This window comes from Paenibacillus sp. J31R34, from assembly GCF_059383715.1.
This window is the reverse complement of the sequence record NZ_JBXENU010000001.1, coordinates 243,137-269,826: the sequence shown is the minus strand read 5'-3', so window position 1 is coordinate 269,826 and position 26,690 is coordinate 243,137. Positions and strand designations below refer to the sequence as shown.

Here is a 26,690-nt window from a genome sequence, read left to right as displayed (position 1 = left end):
AAAAAAGACCGCCATATAGGCGGTCCATGTTCATTTACAGAACATAAGTTTTGGATAGGAGTGGAGAGAAACCATACTGTACTTTTATTATATGTATACGCTTCCAATATGTCAATAAGCGTTTTCATTTTTTTGAAATATATTTTGAAAACGCTTATATCCCTTCCAGCTAATGTCGCTTATTCTTCAAACGCATGGTTTCTAAATAAAAAAGCCCCGCAATAGCTCGAAAGCTGCTGTGGGGCATTAGCTTGTTACTGATGAACCGCAAAGCCCGCATCTGCAAGCACAAGCTGAGCCTGATCCAAATCCTCCTGCGTGCGGAAAGACAGCCTTAGAACGCCTGGAACGTCCTCTCTGCTCTCAATAATATGGATATTGCTCAAATTGATGCGCTCCTTGCCGAGGTCGCTGGCGATTTTACCGATAATGCCGGGATGATCGGGTACGTCCACATAACAATCATAGATCGAATGCAGCATGCCCTTGCGGCGCTCAGGCAGCTTGCTGCGGAATTCGCCAGCTGTACGGAATGCTTCCTCAATACCTTCGCCATCTTCCCGCTCCAGCAGGTCTGCGAATGTAGAGATTTCTGCATTCCAGTCTCTCAGCAGCTTAAGCAGCACGCTTTTGTTATTGACCAGAATGTCGCGCCATACGACCGGGTCGCCTGAGGCAATACGGGTAATATCGCGGAAACCTCCCGCTGCAAGCGAAGCATAAAGCTGATCCTGCTCATTGTAGCCGCGGATCTGGTTAACCAGCGCAACTGCAATCATATGCGGCAGATGGCTGATCGCGCCCACGATTTCATCATGCGACTTTGCATCCACACTGACAATGTGCGCTTTCGTCAGCGCAAGCAGCTGGGTGAGCTTGTCCAGCTGGCCCTGCGGAGTCGACGCGTCAGGCGTGAGGACGTAAAAAGCATTTTCGAACAAATGGGTCGATGCCGCTTCAACGCCGGAGCGCTCCGAGCCTGCCATCGGATGCCCGCCGATAAACGACACGCCCGGCTGGCTCTCCAATCTACGTCCACATAGCGCCACGGAAGCTTTCGTGCTGCCGACATCCGTCACAATACAGCCCGGCTTCAGCGGCAGCTGGCTCAGCTCATCTACATACTCCTCCAGCTTGCCTACAGGAACACAGAGGAATATAAAGTCAGCGTCTACAGCCGCCTCCCGAACAGAAGTCGTTGCGGAATCAACGACGCCACGATTGACATATTTCTCTGCGGAGGACGCCCGGTTTGAATAACCGACAACCGTTACGTCCGGCTTGCCCTTAAAACAAAGGGCAAGTGATCCGCCAATTAATCCAACGCCAAATATCGCTATTTTCACCATAACCCTATGACTGCACCGCCACTTCCTGCAAAACCTGCTCCAAAGCAGCTATAAACTGCTCATTTTGCTGCTTCGTGCCTACGCTGACCCGAATATAGGTCGGGTAATACGTCCAGCGGGAACGAATAATAAAGCCTTTGCGCAGCAGCGCATCAAATACTTCCGGAGAAGGACGCTTTACATCGACCATAATAAAATTGCCATGCGCCGGATAATAAACGAGGCCAAGCCGGTCAAACTGCGCAGCAAAATAAGCGATACCCGCTGCATTTTGCTGCACAACATGCTGAATAAAAGCCTGATCAGACACGGCCGCTTTAGCCGCTGCCTGCGCGATTCTCGTTGTATTAAAGGGCTCCCGCACCTGATTAATAAAGCGAAGCACCTCCGGGTCGCCAACGCCATAACCAATACGAAGCGCCGCTAATCCATATACCTTCGAGAATGTGCGGAGTACGATCAAGTTCCGGTAGCTGCTCAGCAGTTCAATGCCATTAGGAAAGGCGGGATCTGTTACAAGCTCGCAATACGCCTCATCCAGCACAACGAGCACATGGCTCGGAACCTGCTGTAAAAAAGCAGTCAGCTCATCCTTCGTCACAATGGTGCCGGTCGGATTGTTCGGATTGCAAATCCAGATGATTTTCGTACGCTCCGTTACCTTTGCCAGCATGGCAGGAAGATCATGCTTGCCATCTTTCAAAGGCACCTCGATGATGCGAGCGTTCTCAATTTCAGCGTTATGCTTGTACTGCGGGAATGTCTCGTCTGCCATAATCGTTTCGTCCCCTGCAACGAGAAACGCACGAGCCAGCATTAAAATAATTTCACTAGAGCCTGTGCCGAAAATCAGCTGCTCCGGCTTTACGTTAAGATGGCCCGCAAGTGCTGCTGCAAGCTCAATGCTCGCGCCATCAGGATAAATATTCGTTTGGTTCAATTCTTCCAGGATTGCCGCTTTAGCCTGCTCCGAACAACCATGTGGATTTTCATTGGAAGCCAGCTTCGTGACTTCAGTTAGCCCAAGCTCTCTCTTCACATCTTCAACCGGCTTGCCAGGCTGATAGACAGGGAGATGTAAAATATTATTTTTTGGCTGCATGCTGCCGACCACCTCTTCTTATATATCTACAAATTAATTGATATATAAATATCAATTGCATAAGGCTTATTGTCTCACATCTTGCCCCGCTTTAAAAGATGTTCTATTGCAATTGATCGCGTCTGCCTTAAGAAAAAATCTAAAATCCCATCTCGGCAAGCCATGAGGATAGTTTTGCTTCCCGCACCTTCAATTCAGCCTGTTCGAGCTGACCGAGTACCCGCTCGCCCACGATGCGGCCATCCAGCATAAATAATACGCGCTGTGTTTTGGCAGCCACCTTCGCATCATGGGTCACCAGCAAGATCGTCGTCCCCGCATGATTTAAATCGGTTAAAATAGCCATGACCTCATCGCTTGCCTTGGAATTAAGAGCTCCTGTCGGCTCATCGCCAAACACGATTTCCGGTTGGTTGATAAGCGCCCGGCAAATGGCTGCCCGCTGGAGCTGTCCACCGGACACTTCCGCCTTGTCAGCATTGGCAAGCTCGGCAATTCCAGTCCGCTGCATCAGCTCGCTGGCCCGCCGGTCAATAGCAGCGCGACTCTCTCTTTTCGCCACATAAGCGGGTAAAATAATGTTGTCGAGCAGGCTGAGATTTTTCAAAAATCCGCTCTGTTGAAAAACAAATCCCATTTTGCTCAAGCGAAGCTGAGCCAACCGCTCTTCGGATAGACTGCCAAGCTCTTGCCCTTGTATGGCAACACTGCCGGACGTCATTTTGTCCATCCCGCTAATCGTGTACAGCAAGGTAGACTTACCGCAGCCAGAAGGCCCCATTATAGATACGAACTCACCTGCCTGCAATTGCAAATTCACATTTTTCAGCACAGCCTGTTCATTATTTTTGCCTACGGAATAGCTTTTGTTTACGTTTTTCGCCTCTAACACGATGGTCATCACGATGCCCTCTTTTCGAAAATTATTTTGCTGCGCCAGCAATTTTGACATTTGCCGTTATGGTTAAGCTGCTAAGCAGCGTCGTTACTAGCCCTACAGCGAGGAATATCAAAGGAATAAGCATGTAGGCCACAAACGGATTAACGACGAACTCGACGCGGGCTGCGCCCATAAATGACATTAGCATGCTGACTACGCCCTGCCCAAGACTTCCCGCTGCTGCGGTACCTAACACGATCCCCGCCAGCAATACCGCCAATGAGCGGATGATGTACTGCAGGCGGATATTTTTCAAGGAAAACCCAAGGCTTCTCATAATGACGATATCAGAAGCGTCTTTCACGATCAGCATGTTGAAAAATAAAGCGGTAATCAGCAGCGCAATGGCGAGAGCTGCCGCTAAGGTAAGCGCCGTTATTTTTTGCAGCTGGCTTATGGTGGAGCCAAGTGTCTGAGATAAATAATCTTCCATAAACGTCACCTTAGCCGGGTAGAAGGCAGCTGCGTATTCAGCCCTTTTTTCGCCAATTGCAACGCCCGGCTTTACATCCAAGCTGACCATATACCAGAGGACGGAATGTGCTTCATAAGGCAGCAGCGCTTTAGCTGTCTTGCCGCCATTGGTCACATCCTGATAAATGCCCGAAAGCTTCAGCACTCGTTCTTCCCCAGCAACGATGAGCGTCAGCGTGTCTCCGAGCTTCTTGCCGCGTTCCTTCGCATGCAGATAAGAAAGAGCGATCTCATCGTTTGCAGCTGGAGCAGCCCCGCTTAAATAAGCTAGCGGAAACAGCGAAAAATCGCCCGTTTGCACGCTCACATTTTCATAGACACCATCGTCGCTGCGCATCTTATAAGAACTCGTTACGAGCGGCGAATAGAGTTCCACGTCATTGTCGTGTTGAATATAGGCGATCATCTCGTTGTATCGCTGCGCTACGTCGCCTGTTTGCCGCATATCAATTTGAATATCGCTCTTCCCCGCCCCCATATAAGTCATAAAATCAGGTGATTTCATCGTATTCAAAAAATTCACAGGCACTATGATCAGGAAGAAGCAAAGCGTGAATACGAGGGCCAGCAAGCCGAATGTTTTAATCCGGACGAACACATCCTGAATGCCGACAAATATATTTACAGGGATAAGCCGGCTGCGATGGAGCTTCAGCCGTTTTGTCATCCGCCCTTTGGCCGAAGTGCTGCCTGAGCGCAAGGCTTCAACGGCTGATATTCGCTTAAATCTCCCCAAAACCAGACGACAGAACAACATCACGGATAGAAAAATACAACCTGCCCCCAGCAAGGGGATGATATAGCTTAGCGCATTTTTTTCAGCTGTGCCTATGTATAGAGTCCGATTTGCCATGAAAGCCCGTTCTGCAAATAAGGAAAGCACCCACCCCGCCATAGTCGCTGTCAAAGCGATCAGCCGATATTTCATTAAATAAAGCTGGCGGATTTCGCTTCCGGCTATACCAATCGCCTTCATGACGCCAATCTCATAAACATCCTCCTCCAGCGCAGCGAGCATTGTAAACCGCAGGCAGAGAAAGGCTATGACGATCAGCAGCACGCTGGCTAAAAGAATGACAACGGCCGCAACGCCATCCGTCAGCGCATTCAATAGTCGAAATTGAGCATAGGTAATCGCAGTCCCTTGGTGCGGAAGGCCCGAAGCTAGGTAGAGCTGTTCAAATTCGCTCGTTCGCTCCCCATCATGCAGCAGAAATTCGATCAAATATTCTTTTTCGGCAAAATAGCCCTTAAGCGTCTCCCAATCCGAATCGCTTACAACGATACGCTTTGAGCTGACAATAGACGGATTCATCTGGGCATCCCTAACAAAATCCTTTATTGTAAAGGTTTTGCTAAAGGAGCCCGTCGCCAGCCGCACCGTATCCCCGAGCTCCAAGCCATGCTGCTGCATAAAATAAATCGGCACTGCTATTTCGCCCGGAAGCACATCCAGCCGCTTATTGTCCAAATCAAGTAAAAAATCGAACGCTTTGTTTTGCTTCACAAGGCTCATTTCCATGACGCTGCCCGCCTCTGACTCGCCGCTGGCGCCAAAATAAACATGAGCCGGTTCAATAGCAATCATCTCAACGGTTTGCTGCTCCTTCACCAGCTTACTGCGACTGGCGAAATCCTCTATCTCCTGCTGGTCGATTTCCCCGGCATGCATCTGTACAAAATGAGGGACGCCCGCTTTCTCAAACCAGTCATCCACCGAACGAAACAGCTCCAGAAGCATGCTTGCACTGCTTGCCACTAGCAGCGAGGAAATCATAATAAACATAAATAAAATGGCGGTAATCAGCTTATTCCTTGCGATATCTTTTCTCCACATCTTCTCTAGCATCTTCCTGCCCCTTCTCTATTTGATTGTGATAAAACCTTTTTGTCACCCAAGCCATCACTAGCATTGCTGCGAACATGAGCAGCGCAGGGAAATAAACCTGCAAGCTAAACGTTTCAAACAGCTTGCCGTAGACGATTTGCCCAACAGGTGCCGCAATCTGTGCGACCGCCATAATGATGGCCATCACCTTTCCAAGCAGGTCATTAGGTGTCTGCTTTTGCACCCGGGTCAGCACAAAAATCGAAATCATCGTCAGTGCCATCGCAATCGGAACAACACTTGCCATAAATAGAACATAGGCTGGATAATAGCCAAGCCCCAGCATCCATGGCGTCAGCGACATCGATAATGGCAATATCAATGCAGCAATGATGAGCAGCCACCGATACAAAGAGCTCATTTGCATTTTTTTCGCAAAGATTCCGATCGTTAGTGCGCCTAAAATCGTGCTGCATTCCACAATGCCCATGCCAACTCCATAAAGCGTATCGCTGCTATGCATCGTAACCCGCAAAATAATCGGCCCGCCGACGACAAAAAACGGCGTTAAAATAAAATTGAGCAGCGCCGCTAATATCATCGCCTTTAAAATCGAGCGCTGCTGGGCTACATAGGCAAACCCTACTTTCATATCTGCTGCAAGCGTTGCGACGATATTTCGCTTCTGCTCGCGTTTTACAAACGGGATCTCCATAAATAGCTGCATGACGGCTGACAGTAAAAAAGCGATACCGCTTCCGATCAGCAACGTTTGCAGGCCAAGGACGCCATACAGGATGCCGCCAAGCACCGGGGCAGCCATTTGGGCAAGGGCACCGATGCCATTCACCATTCCATTGGCCTGCTCAAGCCGGCTCTCCTGCACCAGCAGCGGGATGCTCGCTTGCACAGCAGGCTGGTACATCGCGCTGATCAGCGAAAGCAATACCATCACCATACCAATAACAACAACCGTCGCGTGGCCCCCCGCCAATAGGAGCAAAAAGCCCAGAACAACCATGCAGCTTGCAAAATCGAATATAACGATTAAATGACGGCGGTTGAAGCGATCAGCAATGGCCCCGCCAATTGGCGACAGCAGCAGCGGGATGCTGGATAACGCATAGAGAGTGCCAAAAATATCCGCTCGTCCTGTAAGATCCAGCGCATAAAGCGATAGCCCAAAGCGCAGCAGAGCGCTGCCCAAAATCGAGATAATTTGTCCCAATAGGAGCAGCTGGAAGCTTCTTCCGAACAGCTCTTTTTTCGCTTGGCTTTGTATCATCGATTAACTCCTCCTTAAAAAATAGGTTCATTCGTATATAGACTGACCGTCAGTCTATAATGCTTAAAAAAATAAGCCGGCATACAAGCGTACCCAACAATTGAACAGGAATCAGATAACTGGATACGCTAACGGCCACGCCTTTCATGGACAATTTGGATGCAGCGCTAAAGTGGGTGATTCTAGGTTAATTCGGGTTAGTCAGCATATCAAAAATAAAATCAAAGCTGCCTTTTTTCGCTCCCAGCGTCGTTTCCATAACATGAATAAAAGCCTTCGCCTTCTGGATCATTTCCTCTGGCTGCCATTCGAATAAACCTTCATCGAACAGAAAAGTGGAAGATACAATTAAAAATTCAACCGTCTCCTTGGGGTATTCGGTATGAAAAATTTGCTCCTCTATGCCTTGCTCAATGACTGTTGTTAATACAGGCGTCAAGTGAATAATGGTCTGTACGAGGCTTTTCTGATGCATTTCGGCATTGCCGACCTGGTGGAATTGCTCCAGCAGCAGCTCCTTACGATCACCATTCTTAGGCTTCTGAGCCATCAAAATTTGAAACAGCTTGACCAAGGTCGGCAGCTCCGAACTTGCGGCTATGCTTTTTGCAGAAGCAACATCCGCCGCCACAATCCGCATAATGATCGCGTCCATAACTTCCTCTTTGGATTTAAAGTAATAATAAAAGGTTCCCTTCGCAATGCCAATCTCCTGAAGGATGTCATTAATCGTCGTTTTATTATAGCCCTTCGTATAAAAAAGCATTTCTGCCGTATCTAAAATTTCATTTTTGCGTTCTTCCGGATCTTTCAGTATACGCATCGTCCGCTTAGTCGCTCCTTTCTATAGACCGTCGGTCGGTCTAGTGCTAGTATAGGCCATTATTTGAGCATAATCAATCTTATTTTTGAGCTGACATAAGAAAAACGCCTTGCGGCGTTCTTTCTATTGCTGATGTTCCCCGCTTAAAAACCTAAATCGAACTGAATGCAAACATTATTTCAGCTTCACAAGCCAGTTCATTGTTTACCGTGGCGACGCCTTTTCCTTTAACTATCTGCCCCTTGATTCGAGTTACTTCGAATGTAAGAATAAGTTGGTCTCCTGGTTTTACTTGCCTCTTGAATCGACAATTATCAATACCAGTCAATAATCCTATTTTACTGCTTTCTCCTTTAGACATAACGATACCACCAACCTGCGCCAGTGCTTCTACAATCAAGACTCCAGGCATAACGGGATAGTCGGGAAAATGACCAATGAAATAAGGTTCATTGATTGTCACATTTTTAATTCCAACAGCTTTTTTACCCTCATCAATTTCCAAGATTCTATCAACCAAAAGAAATGGATATCTATGAGGAATTACCTCTTTTATTTTTTCAATATCAAACATGGATTTCCTCCTCTTGTAGGTATATGACCATTTTAACACTATTTGGAAAAAATGACCATAAGCTCAACAATAAAGACTAGGGCGTGTCTGAGAACTCTGAGGACAGCAAATTTTGCCGAATTTTCGTTCCATGCAAGGCGCGCTTGTGAAGGCGTACCGGGGGTACGTCAAGCAAACGGAACGAAGCAGGGGGCGAAAAGGCGGTGAAAGGTGCCACTGAACGGGTTTTCAGACACGCCCTAACTTAACCTAAAAAAAGAAGCGCAGAATATGCTCGTATTCTGCGCCTCTTAAATGATGCCTCCCGCTAAGAGGCTGAATATGCCCTAGCCTTTGAGCCCGGCTACAAACTCGCCGATCTGCTTCAAGCCCTCAGCGCGGGTATTCTCCTCTGCTAGCAGCGGAATTGATTCTTCTATTTTGCGTACAATCACACTGCCTACCACAACACCATCGCATTGCTTGGAGAAACGCTCCACTTGCTCACGGCTCGAAATGCCGAAGCCAACGGCGATCGGCAGATCAGTCGCTTCCCGCACGGTAGCGAGGAAATCGTCGATCCCACTGTGGAATTCGGCGCGCACGCCCGTTACGCCCAGCGAGGAAACGCAATAGACGAACCCTTTCGCCTTTTGCGAAATACGTACGACCCGATCCTTGGAGGTCGGAGCGACAAGCGGAATGAGGTGAATGCCCGCGGCTTCCGCCAGCTGGCGAACCTCGGCATCCTCTTCAATCGGCAGATCGGGAATGATCAAACCGCTGATTTCTTTATTTTTCACCAGCTCCATAAAGGCTTCCAGACCGAACTGCAGCACCGGATTGAAATAGGTGAACAGGATGAAAGGCAGCTTCACGCCAGCTTCGCGTGCTTGCGCTGCCGCTTCAATACAGTCGCGAAGGGTAATGCTGCTTCTCAAGGCACGCTCGGAAGCCCGTTGAATAACCGGACCGTCGGCGAGCGGGTCAGAATAAGGAACGCCCAGCTCGATTAGATCAGCGCCAGACTCCTCCAACTGCTTAATAATCGCCAGTGAGGTTTTGAGGTCAGGATCTCCCACCGTTATAAAAGGGATCAGCGCGGTACGCTTTTCCTCACGTAGCTTTGCAAATACCGTATCAATGAGATTCATCGACTGCGCCTCCCAGCTTGCTCATAATCGTCTCTACATCTTTATCGCCGCGGCCGGACAGGCTTACGACAATAATTTGATCTTTATCAAGCGTTGGTGCCAGCTTGACCGTCTGGGCAATCGCATGCGCTGACTCCAGCGCTGGAATGATGCCTTCTGTGCGCGACAGCAGCTGTAAAGCGTCCATTGCTTCATCGTCCGTAATCGGAAAATATTCCGCCCGGCCCGAATCCTTCAAATACGAATGCTCAGGGCCAATCCCTGGATAGTCGAGACCTGCCGAAATGGAATGCGCAGGCAGCACTTGTCCGTTGTCATCCTGCAGCACATAGCTCAGCGAGCCCTGAAATACGCCATGACGGCCTTTCGTCATCGTAGCCGCATGCTCATCGGTCTCTACTCCGCGTCCCGCAGCTTCAACACCGATCAAACGCACAGCCGCATCTTCAATGAACGGGTAAAAAATCCCGATCGCATTGCTGCCGCCGCCAACCGCTGCTACTACATAATCTGGCAGGCGTCCTTCCTCTGCCACAATTTGCTTGCGCGATTCGTCGCCGATAATCCGCTGAAAATCACGGACGATCATCGGATATGGATGCGGCCCTGTCGCTGAACCCAAAATATAATACGTATCGTCTACATGGCTAACCCAGTAGCGGAGCGTTTCATTACAGGCATCCTTAAGTGTGCGCGTTCCCGAAAGAACCGGCACGACTTCCGCTCCAAGCAGCTGCATACGGAAAACATTGAGCTGCTGGCGCTTCATATCTTCCTCGCCCATAAATACTTTGCATTCCAGTCCAAGCAATGCCGCAATCGTTGCCGAAGCAACCCCATGCTGGCCTGCGCCCGTTTCGGCAATAATTTTTGTTTTTCCCATGCGCTTCGCCAGAACGCCCTGACCGATTGTATTGTTGATTTTGTGGGCGCCCGTATGGTTCAAATCCTCGCGCTTCAAATAAATTTTTGCGCCGCCAAGCTGCTCGCTCAGGCGCTCTGCATAATAGAGCGATGTAGGTCTGCCCGAATATTTATGCAGCAGATTGCGGATTTCCTCTTGGAAGGATTCATCCTTGGAATAGTGGTTGTACGCTTCCTCCAGCTCAAGCAGTGCGTTCATTAACGTCTCGGGAACATAACGGCCGCCAAACTTGCCGAAACGACCATTTTCATCCGGTACTCGGTTCATCGTTGCATCACCTTTCTGACGAATAATCTAATTTTCTCAATATCTTTAACGCCGTCCGTCTCTACTCCGCTGGACACATCAAGGCCACTCGGAGCGTACGCAGCTAACAATTCCTGTACGTTGTCCGGGTTTAGACCGCCCGCTACATAAAGCGGCACATTCAACTGCGCTGCCGCAGCTTGGTAATCGTCGATAACCTCCCAGTTGAACGCTTTGCCCGTACCTCCCCCGGCTGTGTCTATCAATACAGCATCGACCTTGCCTTCATAAGGAGCAAGCCGGGCAGCCGCCTCATCGGCACTTGTATGAGCATCCGTGCCCTTGTCAACGCCCCTGCCTGTGACTTCCTCAGACTGAACAACCGCTTCATCGCGTATAGAAAATACCTTCCACACCTTCACCGCAAATTGCTCACGGACCGCTTGGCAAAAAGCAGGTGTTTCGCTGCCATGCAGCTGTACCACATCGAGCGGAGCAATAGCCAGCGTCTCGCGCAGCTCCGCAAGCGCAGGATTGACGAATACGCCGACGGTCTGGGGACGCTGCCCCGCTGCCGCCTTCAAGCTGTGTACTGCCGCAACCAGCTCTGCTGCTTGCGCAGGAAGCACTTGACGCTTGCTAGCCGCAAATATAAATCCAATATCATGGAACGGTAGCCCGTCCATTTGCTGAATCGTCTCCACAGTCTTCAGGCCGCAAATTTTAATACGGGGAGTCGTCTGAGTCTGCACTAGCGGCCCACCGGACCCATCAAATCGATAATAGCCTGACCTGCATCAGCCTGGCGCATGAAATGTTCGCCAATTAGAACCCCTTGCGCGCCAATACCTTGCAAATAATCCATATCTGCCGGACCGGCAATTCCGCTTTCGCTAATAACAGTCACACCTTGCGGCATCAAGCCGATCAACTGCTCCGTTGTACGCAGATCCGTGACAAAGCTTTTCAGATCGCGATTGTTGACTCCGATAAGCGTCGCTTTATTCAGCTCAAGCACCGCCTCCAGCTCCTCGCGGTTGTGCACCTCGACCAGCACATCCATGCCAAGCGAAACAGCTGTATCATACAGCTCAGACATCTGCTGCTTCGTCAATATCGCCGCAATGAGCAAAATCGCATCCGCGCCAATGACTCTCGCCTCGTACACCTGGCGGTAATCAATAATAAAGTCCTTGCGAAGCAGCGGAATGCTGACTGTATCCTTCACGAGCGTCAAATACTCATTGGCCCCTTGAAAATATTGCCGATCCGTCAGCACGGAAATACAATCCGCGCCGGCCTGCTCATACGCAGCTGCCAGCTCCGCCGGGTGAAACTCAGGGCGAATCAGCCCTTTAGAAGGCGAAGCTTTTTTCACCTCGGCAATGAGTCCAACCGTGCGCTTGCGGCCCGCAGTCAATGCACGCTCAAAGCCGCGGCACGGAGCAAGCTCGGCAATCGTCCGCTCATATTCCGCTAATTGGAATGTGGCCGATAATGCTTCAACCTCTTCGCGTTTTGTTACTACGATTTTATCCAAAAACATGGGTCAGCTCTCCTGTCGTTTGAATGAGGCCCAGCAGCTTTTGCTCGGCTAATCCGGAATCAATCATGTCCGCCGCGATTTTAACACCATCTGTCAAGCTCGCAGCAGCTCCGCCCACATAAATGCAAGCCCCTGCATTCGCAAGCACGATATCGCGATAAGCGCCGCGCTGCTCTCCGCTGAATATGCCGCGAATAATCGCCGCATTGGCCGCAGGATCGCCGCCCAGCACCTCGCTGATCGGATAGCGGGTCAAGCCCAGCTCCTCCGGCGTAATTTCATACGTGCGAACCTTGCCATTCAGAAGCTCCGAGACTCTAGTTGGCGCCGAAATGCTGATTTCGTCCAGCCCGTCGTTGCTGCTCACGACCATCGCGCGTTTGACGCCAAGCTCTGCCAGCACCGAAGCGACGGTGTCCGTTTTCTTAGCATCATACAAGCCGATTAGCTGGCGATCAGCACCAGCAGGATTCGTTAGCGGGCCCAGCATATTAAAAATCGTCCGAATGCCCAGCTCTTTACGTGGAACAGAAGCATGGCGAAGCGATGGATGGTACAGCTGCGCGAACATGAAGCAGATGCCGACCTGCTTCAGACATTCCTCCGCCTGCTCCGGCGTGAGCGTAATTTGCACGCCCAGCGCCTCCAGCACATCAGCGCTGCCTGCTTTGCCCGACATTGCACGGTTGCCATGCTTGGCTACGCGAATGCCGGCTGCCGCCGCAATAATCGCCGAGGACGTCGATATATTGAATTTATGAATACCGGAGCCGCCTGTGCCGCACGTATCAAGCAGCCCCTCCTGCTCGGTCTGCACATGGCTCGAATGCGCCCGCATCGCCTGGGCAAAGCCTGTAATTTCGTCCTTCGTCTCGCCTTTCATGCGCAGCGCAGTCACCACGCCTGCAATTTGAACCGGCGTCGCTTCGCCGTTCATAATAATATCCATAACGGAGCGGGCTTCTTCCCGTGACAAATGCTCGCTGCCGATTAATTTAGTTAACGCGCTTTGCATCGTAATCGGTATCAGGCTGTTTGTCATTGTACGAAACCCTCCCCTGCTTTAATGTAATAATCGCTATTAATGGCATTGAAGCTCTGATCGCGAGCGTCTCCAGGCTTGCCGAACAGCTGCTCAGCGGCCCGAATGGCCGTCAGCAGCGCTTTCGCTTTATTCACCGTTTCGGTATATTCGCTCTCCGGAACGGAATCCCAGACGATGCCTGCCCCGCTCTGCACGTAGGCTTTGCCATTTTTGAAAATGATCGTCCGAATCGTGATGCAGGTGTCGAGCGAACCGCCGAAGCCTAAATAACCAATCGCTCCAGCGTAAGCGCCGCGAGCTTCATTTTCAAGCTCCGCAATAATTTCCATCGCCCGCAGCTTCGGTGCGCCGGATACGGTGCCGGCAGGAAGACAAGAGAGAAACGCATCGTAAAAATCCTTATCCTCCCGCAGCTTGCCTGTCACATTCGAAACGATATGCATAACGTGGGAATAACGCTCGATTTCCATGAAGGAATCGCATTTCACCGATCCGAACTCGGATACACGGCCAATGTCGTTGCGACCTAGGTCAACGAGCATCAGATGCTCCGCCCGCTCCTTCTCATCTGCCAGCAGATCCTGCTCCAGCGCCAGATCCTCCTCCGGCGTTTTGCCGCGAGGGCGCGTTCCCGCGATTGGGCGGGTTTCCACCTTGCTGCCATCTACTTTAACGAGCGCCTCCGGCGATGTTCCAACGATAACCTCTTCTCCCATTTTCAAATAATACATGTACGGTGAAGGGTTCATCGTGCGAAGTACGCGGTACACATGCAGCGGATCAACATCCGTCTCAATGCTGAAGCGCTGGGACAGCACCACCTGGAAAATATCGCCTGCGCGAATGTACTCCTTCGCTTTGTCGACATTGGCGATGAACTGCTCCTTCGTCAAATTGGACTGCACATCGCCAACCTCGGGCATAGTAGGCACGCCAGCACCGATTGGTACGGGGATTTTCACCTGCTGCTGCAGGCGCTCGACCGTCGCTTCGATTTTGGCAACTGCTGCGTTGTACGCCTCCTCGACGCCGTAGGACTGAACAATGCCCGTCTGCGTCTTCTCCTTCGGCACATGCACATTGCCGATAATTTGCAGCTGCTGCTTGAAGTGGTCGAACACGATGACCTGATCGCAGAACATAAACTGCAAATCATTCATTTGCAAATCATCAATCCGGTGGGCTGGAAGCTTCTCATAATATTGCAGCAAATCGTAGCCGAAAAACCCGATAGCCCCGCCCGTAAATGGCGGAAGATGGGACATCGCCGGACTGCGATAGTAACGAAGATGATCCTTCAGCAAGCTTAGCGGCTTATCGTCGAAGCTGATTTTTTCACCATTTTTCTCAAAAATCATTTCGCCGTTTTTGCCGTACAGCATCATAAACGGATCGGTTCCAATGAACGAATAACGCGCCCATTTCACGCCGCCCTCTACACTTTCAAGCAGAAATGCATGCTTTTCCTTGGCAAAATGCTGAAACAGCCGAATCGGCGTCTCCGTATCCGCCATCATATAACGAACGATCGGAATGAGATTGTATTCCTCAGAGAGCTTGACCACTTGCTGTAATTCACTATTCATCGTTACGTCCCCCTTCTCGCTATGTGTAGACACATTCAAAATAAAAAGCCCCTGCCAAGGCAGGGGCGTTGATTTAAGATGAGGACAAAAAAGTAAAGGCCAGCCAGCAAATAAATCTATAGCAGCATCTTGCACATACGTAGGTACGTAAACGTAAAACAGCTGTCGCCATCTAATAAGATGGATAGGCTCTTCTCTCGATGAAATAGAAAGCGATTATAAGCGCTAAACTTATACATCATCTATTTCATAATTACCCACTCTGCTCTATAGTCTATCTATTCGCAACTTGGCTATGCTCGTCTCTGCTCTGCTCATCTAATTTCAACTAAAACCTGCTCACTTGCCACTCAACTAGTCTCATTTACTTCATCCAATATACAACATCTTGTGCCTGATCGTCAATTAGATTAGGATTGCGTTAAATCTGGACGAAGCACCTGGGCTCCTCCCAAGTACACATGTTTAATTTCGGCTTGCGTTTTATCCGTATTCACGGTAACCATAAGCCTTATGCAGCGCGCAAGGCTTCCCTTGACTGGCACTTCCAGCGCGCACATGAGTGGAACAAGCTCCCAGCCGCTCATTTGGCGAATGGCCAAAGCAGGGAACGCATCATCCAAATCATTTGTCACCGTAATAAATACGCTGCAAATATCGTCAGGCTGAACATCATTGTCTGCGACAATGGCATGCAGCATTTCAAGTGTTGCTTTTAAAATAGGCTCTTTCTCGTTTGTATCGACGGTAATTGCCCCGCGAATTCCCCTAACGCTCATATTACTCGGCCTCCTGTTTCAATTCCTCCACGATTTCCCGAACCCATGACGCCGGTACATCCTTCTTGATTTCCACTTCGCCGATCGCCGTCGGCACTACGAAAATCATCGTGCTTTCGCTGAACTTTTTGTCATGCATCATCGCTTCCATAATCGCGTCCACGTCGAAGTGCTCCGGCAGCTTCACCGGAAGCCCGCATTTCGCAAGCACGCGCTTCGTTGTTGTATAGACGTCCTCAGGCGCTCCATAACGCAGGCCAAGCTTGGCCGAGCCAATCATGCCGATGGAGATCGCCTCGCCATGAAGCAGCTCGCCATAGCCAGCTACAGCCTCCAGCGCATGTCCAATTGTATGGCCCAAATTCAGAATCGCACGCAGGTCATTCTCGCGCTCATCCTTGGATACGACAGCAGCCTTTACACTGCAGCCCTTGTACAAGGCATAGCCCAGTGCTTCTGGATCGAGCGCCAGCAGACGCTCTGAGTTTTCATCGCACCACTGCACGAAAGCGTCGTCCCAGATGAAGCCGTGTTTGACCACTTCCGACAAGCCTGCAGAAACGTCACGCGGCGGCAGCGTCTGAAGCGTATTCAAATCATAAAGCACCATTTCCGGTTGATGGAAAGCGCCAATAATATTTTTCGCCAGCGGGTGGTTGACTGCCACTTTGCCGCCAACGCTGCTGTCATGCGCCAATATCGTCGTCGGAATTTGAATGAATTTCACGCCGCGCATATAAGACGCTGCTACGAAACCGGCCAAATCGCCAACTACGCCGCCGCCAAGGGCAACGATCGCCGACTTGCGGTCAAGCCCAGCCTTCAGCGCATGAGTAACCAATTCCTCCAGCATCGCCAAAGACTTCGAGCTTTCACCCGACGGTACGATTGCTGTCGACGGCTGGAAGCCTGCTGCGCTTAGCGCGTTTGCAAGCGGCTCCAAATAATGGGGCGCCACCTTGTCATCCGAGATGATTAGCAGCGGAGATTTTTTGCTAATGCCATGCTTTTCGAAAAAAGAGGGAGCCTCCTGCAGGAGACCCTCCCCAATATAGATTGGATAAGAGCGCTCGCCTAAATCAACCGTTAGCTCTCTCATCCTTTAGTACCTGCCTATTTGCTCAAGGTATTGATTCAGGTTCGAGCGGATTTCCTCAATGGAGTCGCCGCCGAACTTCTCAAGAAATGCTTTCGCTACTTCAAAAGCCACAACATGCTCCATAACAACGCTAGCTGCCGGAACTGCACAGCTGTCGGAACGTTCCACTTGTGCCGTGAATGGTTCTTTCGTATCAATATCCACGCTGCGAAGCGGCTTGTAAAGCGTTGGAATTGGCTTCATTACGCCACGGACAACGATTTGCTCGCCATTAGTCATACCGCCCTCGAATCCGCCCAGACGGTTCGTCGCTCTCGTATAACCTTCCTGTGCAGTGTACAAAATCTCGTCATGCACCTGCGAGCCGCGCAGCTTCGCCGCTTCAAAGCCAATGCCGATTTCGCAGCCTTTGAAAGCATTAATCGAAACGACAGCACCTGCGATGCGCGCATCCAGCTTGCGGTCCCATTGCACATGGCTTCCCAGTCCAATTGGCACGCCTTCAATAATGCACTCGACCACGCCGCCGATGGAATCTCCTTCGGCTTTAATTTGGTCAATGTACGCAGTCATCTTCTCTTCGGTTTCTTTATCAACGACGCGCACAGGCGATTCTTCCGTAAGGCGAATGAGCTCATCCAGCGGCAATTGGTTTGCCGGCGCTTCAATCTCGCCAATGCGGATAACCTGTCCGCCTACTTTAATGCCGAATTCAGCAAGAAGTTGGCGTGCTACCGCGCCTACCGCTACGCGTGCTGCTGTCTCGCGGGCACTGGAGCGCTCCAGTACGTTGCGAAGATCCTTCAAATTATATTTCAAACCGCCGTTCAAATCCGCATGTCCAGGACGCGGACGGTGTACCCGGCGCTTCTCTTCATCTCCGCCTTCGATCGGGGCAATGTTCATTACGCTTGTCCAATGCTTCCAGTCATTGTTCTCAACGATTAGCGCTACAGGAGCGCCAGTCGTCCGACCATGACGAACGCCGCCGACAATGTTCGCCGTATCTTTCTCAATTTGCATGCGACGACCGCGGCCATGGCCTTTCTGGCGACGGTGAAGCTGAAAATTAATTTCCTCAAAATCAATGGTTAAATTGCTAGGAAGACCCTCAATAATGGCGGTCAATTGGGGACCATGTGTTTCCCCCGCTGTCAAATATCGTAAACTCAACCTAAAGCTCCTCCTTCAACGCAAACAACCTAATATGGCCTGGGGCGCTGCAAGCGTGCGCATTCTGCCGATTATTAGGCGCATGCTATCATCAGCTACCCTAAACATCTTTGCTCATTATAGTACAGCCTTGCGGGTTTGACAAGAAATGCGCACCGCCAATCCGCGTCCAAACGCCATTTTTATTTCAAGCGTAAACGGCCGAAAGCCGTCCTTTGGCGGCAAAGCTACCGTTTCGCGATGAAATATAGAGAAAGGATAGAAAAATCATATACTTTCCTATATTTCAAGCGTAAACGGCTGAAAGCCGTCCTTTGGCGGCGCGGCGCGTTTCAGTCCGAGACCTATAGAGAAAGGATGGGAAAATCATATCCTTTCCTATATGTCAAAAAAAAGCAGGATCAGAAGCCTGATTGGGCACCTGATCCTGCTCTTTTTCAAACGACGACCCTCTATGGGCCTTCCGTCAGCTATTTACCGTGCGCTTGCTCTGCGAATCCGCATAATCGGAAGCGAACTGCTGGGCTTTCAATAATCCCGGCAATTGGCCGCTGTCCAGCCCCAAAATCTGCGCGCACTCCTGAATCGATATAAAACCAAGCTTATAGGCTTGAATCACTTTGCGTTTATCCATCTTTCGTTCCGCCTCCAAATGGTGTTGACTACCACTAGTATAGGAGAACAAGGAAGACGATATACATTAATTGCTCGTTTTTCTGTAAAAGAACGTATCCGCCGTATCAAAGCCATACTGGGCCGGCGAAAAAATCTGTTCCGTGCTGCCGACGAACAAAATGCCGCCCGGCTTCAAAGCTTTTGCAAACTTGTGGTACAAAATGCGCTTCGCGTCCTCGGTAAAATAGATCATAACATTGCGGCATACAATGAGGTCGAATCCGCTGTCAAACGTATCATGCAGCATATTTTGCTGCTTGAACTGGATTGATTTTTTCAAATCATTCGATACGGCAAAGGCCCCATGATCTGGAGCAAAATATTTTTGACGGAATACTGGCGGCACATCCTTAAGCGAACGCTCTAAATATATGCCTTCTTGCGCCTTCTGCAGCACGATATTATCCAGATCCGTTGCCAAAATCGACGATTTGCCAATCGCGCCAATCTCCGTCAAAATCATCGCGAGCGTATAAGGCTCCTCACCCGTTGAGCACGCCGCGCTCCAAATTTTCAGGCGACTGCTGTTTTGCAGCATTTCTGGAAAAAACTGATTTTTCAGCACTTCCCACCGATTCGGGTTACGCCAAAACTCCGAGACGTTAATCGTCATCCGGTCGAGAAATTCATTCATCAAAGTCCGGTCATTCTCCAGCTTTCTCCAGTATTCATCGAAAGTCTGGAATCCATGCTTCATGCGCAGCGTCGTGAGCCTGCGTTTCATCTGCGCTTCCTTATATTGCGATAAATCAATGTTGGTCTTATCTCTCATCTTCTGGATAAACGTTGCAAAATCCCGATCGTCCGTCATTATGCCTTCAGCCTCCGTTTGTATCGCAACTGGCTAAACCCAGCGCTGCATCGTTTGTTCGTATTCCACAAGCTGTTCAGGAGTGAAGAAAATGGAAATTTCCCGCACGGCATTTTCGGGCGAGTCGGAGCCATGAATCAAATTAAAATTCGTATGTACAGCAAAATCAGAGCGAATGGTGCCTGGAAGCGCATCCACTGCGTTCGTCTTGCCAATTAAAGCACGGGTTAGCGCAATGACGTTATCGCCTTGCCAAACCATCGCAAACACGGGACCAGAAGTAATAAATGCCAGAAGCGGCTCATAAAAAGGCTTGCCTTCATGCTCCTCGTAATGCTTTTGGGCAAGCTCCTTACTTACGGTCATAAACTTGGCTGCAACCAATTGAAGCCCTTTACGCTCAAAGCGCGACATAATTTCACCAATGAGGCCACGTTGAACACCGTCTGGCTTAATCATCAAAAAAGTTCTTTCCACTTGTAGCAGCTCCTTTTTCGCATCTTGATTAATAATTGCGTTTGCCGACAAAATGTGCGATATCGGATAAGTTCTTCTTCGCCGGGATAGATGGCAATTCCTTCAAAGCAGCCAGAGCTTTCTCGACATACTTTGCTGCGAGCTGCTCAGCGACATGAATGCCTTTGCTATTTTTGATCAAATCAATCGCTTCTCGCGTATCCACATTGCCATTATGCTCGCGAATACGGGCAATTTCCACAAGCAGCCGCTCGCGAGTTGCTTCATCCTGCAGAGCCAAAATAACAGGCAGCGTAATGTTGCCCTGTCTAATGTCAGAGCCTGGCGGCTTGCCGATCTGCTTCTCGGTTCCGAACAAATCAAGCAAATCATCGCGAATTTGAAACGCCATGCCCACATTGTAGCCATATTCATACAGCCGGTTTGCCGTCTCTCTGTCCCCATCTGCTGCAATAGCTCCAAGCTGGCAGCTTACTGCAATGAGCAATGCGGTTTTGCGCCTGATGCGCAGCAAATAATGACGTATGGTTTGGTCCGTATTGAAAAAATAACGGATTTGCTCCATTTCGCCAATGCCCATTTGTACAATCGCCTTGGACAGCACCTGATGAATTTGCGGGTTGCCGAGTTCTGTGGCAATAACGAGCGCTCTGCCGAAAATATAATCTCCGGTATACATCGCAACCCGATTATCCCATTTGGCCTTGACCGTAGGCTGGCCGCGTCTGGTAGCTGCATCATCAATTACATCGTCATGGACAAGCGAGGCCATATGGATCAGTTCAAGAGGCACGGCGATTTTTTTCATGACCTCCAGATTATAGCGCCCAAACTTGCCCGCAAGCAGCACAAAAACAGGACGCAGCCTTTTGCCGCCTGCCTTGAGCAGATGAAGGGATGCCTCGCTCAGCAGCTTATGCTCGAAAGTGACGCTGCGTTCAAGCTCCTTCTCTATTTGCGTGATATCGCCTTTTAATTTTGCGTACATATCTAATAGTTTCATTCTTTCACCTATTCGGCAGAATTGTCTTCGTAGAACGCCAGCTGAGCCTCATGGTCCAGCAGGCCTAATTGTGTCGCATAACGGAAATACAGCGCCAGTCCCTCGCGCAGCTTCTGTCCGAAATCATATTGCAGACATGTAAAATAGTCCAGCCAATACGCGCGTTCGCCGCCAAGCTCGCTGCAAGCCTTGTCCACGAGTGGGGACAAGTTGGCAAGATTGTGACGCTTAGTCGCCAGCATCGCCTGATGCAAATCATGAATTTCCTGTGGAAAGGCGGCTGCCGCTTCCTTATGAACCGCAACAACCGCAAAGGTCATGCCGAGGCCCGTCCAGCGATACCATAGCTCCCCAAGATCAATGATGTGCAGCCCTTCACTTCTCCAAGAAGCATGAATAGCCGGGTCGCCAATGATGAGCGCCCCATCCGCATCCTCAAGCATCTGGTCAAGCGCCGGCTCAGCAGGAATATATTCCGCATCAAGATCGTAATAAAGCTTCATAAGGATTTTGAGCAAATTAACGGAAGTGGCTGAAGCGGTTGTGACCGCAATTCGCTGTGGACGCACTCGCTCAATCGGCTGCTTAAGGAACAGCAGAACCGAATTAACCCGGCCCTCCGATCCTACGCATAGCTCAGGGAGCAGCAAGTAGTCTCTGCTGTTTAAGCCGTAAGCATAGGATGAGACGGCCGAAGCCTGAAGCTCTCCTTCTCGCAGCTTACGGTTCAGCTCTGCCGGAATGCGAGAGCACAGCCCAAGCTCAGAAGCGTCAAGACGCTGATCAAGACCAACAAAGAGCGGCCATGCATTCGCGTAATCAATTTCTCCAATCATCAGGGGCAAGCTGTCATTAGTCAGCATCAGGCCCATCCCCCCATCTTGTAAACAAAGCATGTTCAATTCCCATGCAGTCTAATAACTTGCCAACCAGAAAATCAATCATGTCATCCATCGATTGCGGCTTATAATAAAAGGCAGGCATAGCTGGAACAATCGTTACGCCCAGTTTTGCAAGCTTAAGCATGTTTTCCAGATGAATCGCATGCAGCGGGGTCTCGCGTGGCAGCAGCAGCAGCTTGCGTCCTTCCTTGAGCATCACGTCTGCTGCCCTTGACAGCAAATCATCGGAAATGCCGTGAGCAATGGAAGCGAGCGTACCCATGGAGCAAGGCGCAACGACCATTCCCTGTACCCGGAAGGAGCCGCTGGCAATGCTAGCCCCAATATCTGCATTCGGATGCAAAACAAGCCGCTTCGCCTGCACTGCCTCTGCAAAATGCAGCTCGACAGCAGCTTGTCTGCGGCTCGACACCCAGCCCAGCTCTTCCTTAAGCACTCTCCAGCCAGCCTCGGTTACAACGAGATGGACGTCAAAGCCCGCTTTGAGCAGCTCCTCTGCCAGCCGAATGCCGTAGATAGAGCCGCTCGCCCCGGTTATTCCGACTACCCATCTGCCTGCTGCGCCAGCAGCTCCGCCCCCTACCATTTGTGCAATACCATCAAATCAATAATCGCAAACAAAAACAAAACGACACTTAAAGTGCCATTCATTCCGAAAAACGAAAGCTGAACGCGGGAAAGATCGTTTGGACGCACCAGCCAATGCTGATAGAACAGCATAACTATCGCAAGCACCGTTCCAAGCAAATAAACCCAGCTCAAGTTTGTCATAATAAACAAAGTAATAAAGCCTACTGCCGTCACCATATGGAAACTGCGGGCAATCCACAGCGCCTTCGCTACGCCAAACCGGGCAGGAATGGAATTCAAGCCTTCCTTCCGGTCAAACTCATAATCCTGCGTTGCATAGACGATATCGAAACCGGCAATCCACAGCGCAATCGTTACATAGAACACCCATGCTGCCGTGTTAAAGCCGCCCGTAACGGCTACCCAGCCGCCAAGCGGCGACAAACCGATCGTTAGCCCCAGAAAAACATGGCACAACCAAGTGAAACGCTTCGTATAAGAGTAGAGCACCAGCAATACGACAGCAATTGGAAGCAGCTTCATCGCAAGCGGAGCCAGATTAGCCGCAGCTACGAAGAGCAGCACGAAGGAAACAATCGTAAACAAAAGCACCTCCGCTGACTTCAGCAAGCCTGCCGGAATAGCCCGGTTGCTTGTGCGGGGGTTGCGCAGATCAATCGCCGCATCAATGAGCCGATTAAGGCACATCGCGGCGCTTCGAGCGCCTACCATTGCGAGTGTAACCCAGCCGATTTCCGCCCAAGAAGGAAGACGCTGCTCCATGACAACAGCGCCCAGAATCGCTCCCATAAAAGCGAAGGGAAGCGCAAATATCGTATGCTCAAATTTAATCATTTCAAGAATAATGCGTATTTTGCGAATCATGTTGGCTTCTTCTCCTTTATGCCTATATGCAGCGCAGCAATGCCTCCAGTCAGCGGGTAGCCTTTCACCTGCTCAAGCCCTGCTTCTTCAAACAGTGCGGACAGCTGCTTTAGGTCAGGAAAAAGCTTTAATGAATCCGGCAGCCATTTATATTCCTGGAATCGCTTGGCTACCAGCTTGCCGATCATTGGCAAAATCCGTTCAAAATATAAATAATATAAGGCCTTGAATGGCTGCCAGCCTGGTTTAGAAAGCTCCAGGCATACGACCTGTCCGCCCGGCTTCACGACGCGGTGCATTTCCTTAAGCACCTGCAAATAATCGGGTACGTTGCGCAGGCCGAAACCAATCGTTACATAATCAAAGGAATTATCCTCATAAGGCAATTGCATCGCATTGCCCTGCACAAGCGTAATTTGCTTGTCGAGTGAAAGCTGCTTCACTTTCTCATGGCCGACATTCAGCATATTTTGGCTGAAATCAAGTCCGCTTATGGCACCGCTCTCGCTGGCCTGGGCTAGCGATATCGTCCAGTCGCAGGTGCCACAGCACAAGTCAAGCGCAGTCTGACCACGCTGTACATTCATTTTGCGCATAGTAAACTTCCGCCACGCCTTATGACGCCGAAAGCTTAGCAGGTCATTCATTAAATCATATTTGGGAGCGATGTTTTCAAATACTGCATGCACATGCCCCTTGGAGTTTGCATCCATTCGTCTAAGGTCACCTCGTCTCGTTGAGAGCGGGAGCAAAACCCGCAATCTTGTAAAGCACCGCGTCCAAAATGTGCTGCAGCTCCTGAATCAGCTTGTCTGATTCCAGCTTGCCCGCAATCATCCGGACATCTTCCACAGCCTGCTGCAGCAGCACAGCAAGCTTGGCATGAATATCATATTTGTTAAACAAGCCGCTAATGAAACCAGCGTCCAACTGCGGACCTTCCAGCGCAAGTTGCTCTTCATCCGTACCAACCTGCAGAACATGCCAGTAGGCCCAGCTCTGGTGAAAAAGCGCCGGCACTTTGCAGCGCGCAAGCTCCTCCAGCACAATCTCGCAGCGGCTTAAAGCGTGGAGCAGCTCCGTCCAATAAAGGGCTGCTGCACCTTCCAGCAAATCTTGAAAGGCAAGAAACAGCCCACTTTTCAGCTGCACCATGCTGCTAAAATAATCGTCAGCCTGAATGGCATCCTGCTGCATGCGTAAATAAAGGGTGATTTTGAGCCCGTTGACTTCGCATACCGCCTGGCTGATCTTGGCTATCATTGCAATCTCTCCGGCTTGTGCCAGCAGTTGGTAGAAACGGCCGCTGAAATAATCGCCGGCAAGCACCTTGAGCTGCCTTGAACGCATCTCGCGCTCCGAGCGGCTTCCATCCTCTACATCAATCTCATCATGCGTATCCAGCCCTAGCTGCACTAAAGACAGCACCAGCGCGAATAGCTCGGCCTTCTCCGCATAGGAGCGGGTTTCGCTAAGGAAAGCTTGAAGCAGGTGCAGACGCGAATCGGGAAAAGCAGGAAGCTGCGTATGGTTTTGAATCATGTCATAATCGACGTACTTCTTCGCTAATTGTGGTACACGATACGGTTTCATGGGGTAAGCCTCCGAACAGAGAAGCAGATATTGCCGCTCAATAATCTAAACTATTATAGCACAACTTTATGTAAGGCGCATATGAAGCTGCCCACAGGATTGGCATTTTTTCAAGCAGAAAGGCGGAGCAGGCCATTAACCTTTACTCCGCAGCAGGTCTGGTAGAGTAAGTAGGCACCGGCCCATACCATTTCGTCCACTCCGATGTGAAGCTCATACGCAGCCTCTCCCGCCATATTTCATCATGCAGCGGATCAGCGCTGCCAAGCTCCCCAAGGCTTGCGAGCCAGCTGTCTGTGCGCCGAATATCCGCCGCAAGCAGCAGCCGTGATTTCACCGTGCTGTCTGCTAGATCCGTACGCTCTCCTCCAGCCAAACCTGCATTGCTTGGTAAAGCTGCCTCATGTGCTGGCACAGCGTAGCGGATGAGCACCCGGTTCACATTTTCCATTCTGGCAAATGACAACCGCAGCAATTGCTCTACATCGCGAGTCCATTCTGCCGGCAGCTCTCTTCCCGCCTTCACTTTAAACTCCACTGTCAGCAGGGAATTCTCCCACTCCACCCGCATAATAGGCGAAGCCAGCTGCAGGCCAATCATCATATCAACAAGATTGCTGTTCGTCAGCCTTGTTGCAGCAGTTGGCCGAAATACAGCCACTTCCGCGCCCGATTCGGACTTTCGCATATCTGGCAGCAGGGAAAGCCCCGCCATTACCGCAAGCACTAAAACCAGCGACAGCAAATAAGGCCTTGCCATGCGCAATATAACCGCCCCTTTCGAGCGTAAACGGCTTTGCCATCATAATGGCAAATGCTCGTTTCGCGGAGAAATATAAGCCTTATGATGGGCAACATGCCCCATTCATTCTTATATTTCAAGCGTAAACGGCTTTGTCATCTTTGTGACAAATGCTCGTTTCGCCCTTTTATACCAAGTGTGTACGCGCGAATATATCCTCATACCCATTGTACAAACATTTGGTCCCGCCTATGCCTGGAGCGGCTGTTTTCGCATAAAAAAACTCCCGCCCTGCATCAAGGCAGAAGGGAGCGGCAGGTCGCTATTGGTCGGTCTCTATTTGGCCATGCTTCGTCATGATGACCGCTTTTCCCCGCACCTTGATGGCTGAAGTATGGTTCGTGAACTGCACGATCAGCACTTCGTTGCGATCCAGCTTTTCGGTGTGATGAAACTTCGTATCTTGTCCGCGGGTCAGTCCAATAACCTGTACCCCTTGATCCTTCGCCTTAATGACGATAAAATCGCTGTTTGTCGGCTCCATTTTCCATCCCCCTTGTCGTTCCTCTCTGATAGACAGGTCGTTTATAAGTGTCACACTTATAAACGCTTATCTACTTAAAAAGCGCCCGAACGCTAACGTCCGGACGCCGATTTAACGAATGCTGCTGCTAGTTGGATACGAGATCCTTAAGCGATTTGCCTGGCTTGAAAGCCGGGATTTTGCTAGCCGGAATATCAATTTCCAAACCGGTTTGCGGATTGCGTCCTTTACGAGCTTGACGCTCGCGAACCTCGAAGTTGCCAAAGCCAACCAATTGGACTTTGTCGCCGCCTTGAAGCGCATCAGAGATGGCATCAAATACTGCATCAACTGCTTTAGTCGCATCTTTCTTGGACAGATCGGATAATTCAGCAACCTTGTTGATCAAATCCGTTTTATTCATTCGTTTCACCTCCCTATTAGGCAAATGAAGAGTCATCTTATCCCTCTTATTAACGGAATCACCTAAAAATATACATGCCATAGTTTTCTATGCATTTACCAAACCTATAGTAATACAGCCGTTTGGCAATTTCAAGTATTTCAGCGCGTTTCCGCATTTTTTCACGATTCTCATTAAA

28 protein-coding genes are annotated in these 26,690 nt (G+C 50.1%); all 28 read right to left on the bottom strand.

Annotation, left to right across the window (positions count from 1 at the left end; genetic code table 11):
• Nucleotides 1–254: 254 nt before the first annotated feature.
• Nucleotides 255–1,349, bottom strand: coding sequence for a prephenate dehydrogenase (locus AC50YG_RS01100; RefSeq protein WP_494824098.1), 1,095 nt, complete (start codon nucleotides 1,347–1,349; stop codon nucleotides 255–257).
• A gap of 4 nt (nucleotides 1,350–1,353) precedes the next feature.
• Entirely contained in the window at nucleotides 1,354–2,451 is a 1,098-nt protein-coding gene (gene hisC / locus AC50YG_RS01095; RefSeq protein ID WP_473757508.1) for a histidinol-phosphate transaminase, read from the bottom strand.
• 139 nt (nucleotides 2,452–2,590) lie between these two features.
• Nucleotides 2,591–3,352, bottom strand: coding sequence for an ABC transporter ATP-binding protein (locus AC50YG_RS01090; protein ID WP_494824096.1), 762 nt, complete (start codon nucleotides 3,350–3,352; stop codon nucleotides 2,591–2,593).
• Nucleotides 3,353–3,374: 22 nt separating this feature from the next.
• The gene (locus AC50YG_RS01085; protein WP_494824095.1) at nucleotides 3,375–5,714 is read right to left on the bottom strand and encodes an ABC transporter permease; all 2,340 of its coding nucleotides are present in this window, start codon (nucleotides 5,712–5,714) and stop codon (nucleotides 3,375–3,377) included.
• On the bottom strand, nucleotides 5,674–6,978 hold the full coding sequence (locus AC50YG_RS01080) for an MFS transporter (protein ID WP_494824093.1): 1,305 nt from the start codon (nucleotides 6,976–6,978) through the stop codon (nucleotides 5,674–5,676). Before AC50YG_RS01080 ends, AC50YG_RS01085 begins: the two co-directional genes overlap by 41 nt.
• A gap of 187 nt (nucleotides 6,979–7,165) precedes the next feature.
• On the bottom strand, nucleotides 7,166–7,801 hold the full coding sequence (locus AC50YG_RS01075; protein ID WP_494824092.1) for a TetR/AcrR family transcriptional regulator: 636 nt from the start codon (nucleotides 7,799–7,801) through the stop codon (nucleotides 7,166–7,168).
• A gap of 151 nt (nucleotides 7,802–7,952) precedes the next feature.
• Nucleotides 7,953–8,375, bottom strand: coding sequence for a 3-hydroxyacyl-ACP dehydratase FabZ (gene fabZ / locus AC50YG_RS01070; RefSeq protein WP_494824089.1), 423 nt, complete (start codon nucleotides 8,373–8,375; stop codon nucleotides 7,953–7,955).
• A 326-nt stretch (nucleotides 8,376–8,701) separates the two neighbouring features.
• A complete protein-coding gene (gene trpA, locus AC50YG_RS01065; RefSeq protein ID WP_494824087.1) occupies nucleotides 8,702–9,508 on the bottom strand; it encodes a tryptophan synthase subunit alpha in 807 nt (268 codons plus the stop codon).
• Nucleotides 9,495–10,700: a tryptophan synthase subunit beta gene (gene trpB / locus AC50YG_RS01060; protein ID WP_494824086.1), complete on the bottom strand. Its 1,206-nt coding sequence runs from the start codon at nucleotides 10,698–10,700 to the stop codon at nucleotides 9,495–9,497. The genes trpA and trpB overlap by 14 nt, the downstream gene beginning before the upstream one ends.
• Nucleotides 10,697–11,431 carry a phosphoribosylanthranilate isomerase gene (locus AC50YG_RS01055; RefSeq protein WP_473757516.1) on the bottom strand — a complete coding sequence of 245 codons (735 nt, stop codon included), beginning with the start codon at nucleotides 11,429–11,431 and terminating at the stop codon, nucleotides 10,697–10,699. The genes trpB and AC50YG_RS01055 overlap by 4 nt, the downstream gene beginning before the upstream one ends.
• Entirely contained in the window at nucleotides 11,431–12,225 is a 795-nt protein-coding gene (trpC, locus tag AC50YG_RS01050) for an indole-3-glycerol phosphate synthase TrpC (protein WP_494824084.1), read from the bottom strand. Before trpC ends, AC50YG_RS01055 begins: the two co-directional genes overlap by 1 nt.
• Nucleotides 12,212–13,267 (bottom strand): anthranilate phosphoribosyltransferase, encoded by a 1,056-nt coding sequence (gene trpD / locus AC50YG_RS01045; protein ID WP_494824082.1) that lies wholly within the window; start codon nucleotides 13,265–13,267, stop codon nucleotides 12,212–12,214. The genes trpC and trpD overlap by 14 nt, the downstream gene beginning before the upstream one ends.
• Complete coding sequence (gene trpE / locus AC50YG_RS01040; RefSeq protein ID WP_341278159.1) at nucleotides 13,264–14,856, bottom strand: anthranilate synthase component I; 1,593 nt, start codon at nucleotides 14,854–14,856, stop codon at nucleotides 13,264–13,266. The genes trpD and trpE overlap by 4 nt, the downstream gene beginning before the upstream one ends.
• 410 nt (nucleotides 14,857–15,266) lie before the next feature.
• On the bottom strand, nucleotides 15,267–15,635 hold the full coding sequence (aroH, locus tag AC50YG_RS01035) for a chorismate mutase (protein ID WP_338551721.1): 369 nt from the start codon (nucleotides 15,633–15,635) through the stop codon (nucleotides 15,267–15,269).
• A gap of 1 nt (nucleotide 15,636) precedes the next feature.
• Nucleotides 15,637–16,734 (bottom strand): 3-dehydroquinate synthase, encoded by a 1,098-nt coding sequence (aroB, locus tag AC50YG_RS01030; protein ID WP_494824080.1) that lies wholly within the window; start codon nucleotides 16,732–16,734, stop codon nucleotides 15,637–15,639.
• A gap of 3 nt (nucleotides 16,735–16,737) precedes the next feature.
• Complete coding sequence (aroC, locus tag AC50YG_RS01025) at nucleotides 16,738–17,907, bottom strand: chorismate synthase (RefSeq protein ID WP_338551723.1); 1,170 nt, start codon at nucleotides 17,905–17,907, stop codon at nucleotides 16,738–16,740.
• A 466-nt stretch (nucleotides 17,908–18,373) separates the two neighbouring features.
• Nucleotides 18,374–18,541: a hypothetical protein gene (locus AC50YG_RS01020; protein ID WP_341278161.1), complete on the bottom strand. Its 168-nt coding sequence runs from the start codon at nucleotides 18,539–18,541 to the stop codon at nucleotides 18,374–18,376.
• A gap of 66 nt (nucleotides 18,542–18,607) precedes the next feature.
• Nucleotides 18,608–19,393 (bottom strand): CheR family methyltransferase, encoded by a 786-nt coding sequence (locus tag AC50YG_RS01015; RefSeq protein WP_494824079.1) that lies wholly within the window; start codon nucleotides 19,391–19,393, stop codon nucleotides 18,608–18,610.
• A gap of 33 nt (nucleotides 19,394–19,426) precedes the next feature.
• Entirely contained in the window at nucleotides 19,427–19,870 is a 444-nt protein-coding gene (gene ndk, locus AC50YG_RS01010) for a nucleoside-diphosphate kinase (RefSeq protein WP_338551726.1), read from the bottom strand.
• Between the two features lie 28 nt (nucleotides 19,871–19,898).
• Nucleotides 19,899–20,873, bottom strand: coding sequence for a polyprenyl synthetase family protein (locus AC50YG_RS01005; protein WP_473757522.1), 975 nt, complete (start codon nucleotides 20,871–20,873; stop codon nucleotides 19,899–19,901).
• Nucleotides 20,874–20,881: 8 nt separating this feature from the next.
• Nucleotides 20,882–21,736, bottom strand: a complete 855-nt coding sequence (locus AC50YG_RS01000; protein ID WP_494824077.1) for a menaquinone biosynthesis protein — start codon at nucleotides 21,734–21,736, stop codon at nucleotides 20,882–20,884.
• Nucleotides 21,726–22,361, bottom strand: coding sequence for a UbiX family flavin prenyltransferase (locus tag AC50YG_RS00995; protein WP_473757524.1), 636 nt, complete (start codon nucleotides 22,359–22,361; stop codon nucleotides 21,726–21,728). Before AC50YG_RS00995 ends, AC50YG_RS01000 begins: the two co-directional genes overlap by 11 nt.
• On the bottom strand, nucleotides 22,355–23,230 hold the full coding sequence (locus AC50YG_RS00990; RefSeq protein WP_494824075.1) for a UbiA-like polyprenyltransferase: 876 nt from the start codon (nucleotides 23,228–23,230) through the stop codon (nucleotides 22,355–22,357). The genes AC50YG_RS00995 and AC50YG_RS00990 overlap by 7 nt, the downstream gene beginning before the upstream one ends.
• Complete coding sequence (locus AC50YG_RS00985; protein ID WP_099519932.1) at nucleotides 23,227–23,943, bottom strand: demethylmenaquinone methyltransferase; 717 nt, start codon at nucleotides 23,941–23,943, stop codon at nucleotides 23,227–23,229. Before AC50YG_RS00985 ends, AC50YG_RS00990 begins: the two co-directional genes overlap by 4 nt.
• A gap of 10 nt (nucleotides 23,944–23,953) precedes the next feature.
• Nucleotides 23,954–24,823: a heptaprenyl diphosphate synthase component 1 gene (locus AC50YG_RS00980; protein WP_494824074.1), complete on the bottom strand. Its 870-nt coding sequence runs from the start codon at nucleotides 24,821–24,823 to the stop codon at nucleotides 23,954–23,956.
• A 142-nt stretch (nucleotides 24,824–24,965) separates the two neighbouring features.
• On the bottom strand, nucleotides 24,966–25,589 hold the full coding sequence (locus AC50YG_RS00975; RefSeq protein WP_494824072.1) for a hypothetical protein: 624 nt from the start codon (nucleotides 25,587–25,589) through the stop codon (nucleotides 24,966–24,968).
• Between the two features lie 298 nt (nucleotides 25,590–25,887).
• Nucleotides 25,888–26,109, bottom strand: coding sequence for a trp RNA-binding attenuation protein MtrB (mtrB, locus tag AC50YG_RS00970; RefSeq protein ID WP_341278170.1), 222 nt, complete (start codon nucleotides 26,107–26,109; stop codon nucleotides 25,888–25,890).
• Nucleotides 26,110–26,236: 127 nt separating this feature from the next.
• A complete protein-coding gene (locus tag AC50YG_RS00965; RefSeq protein WP_074904845.1) occupies nucleotides 26,237–26,548 on the bottom strand; it encodes an HU family DNA-binding protein in 312 nt (103 codons plus the stop codon).
• Nucleotides 26,549–26,690: the final 142 nt, after the last annotated feature.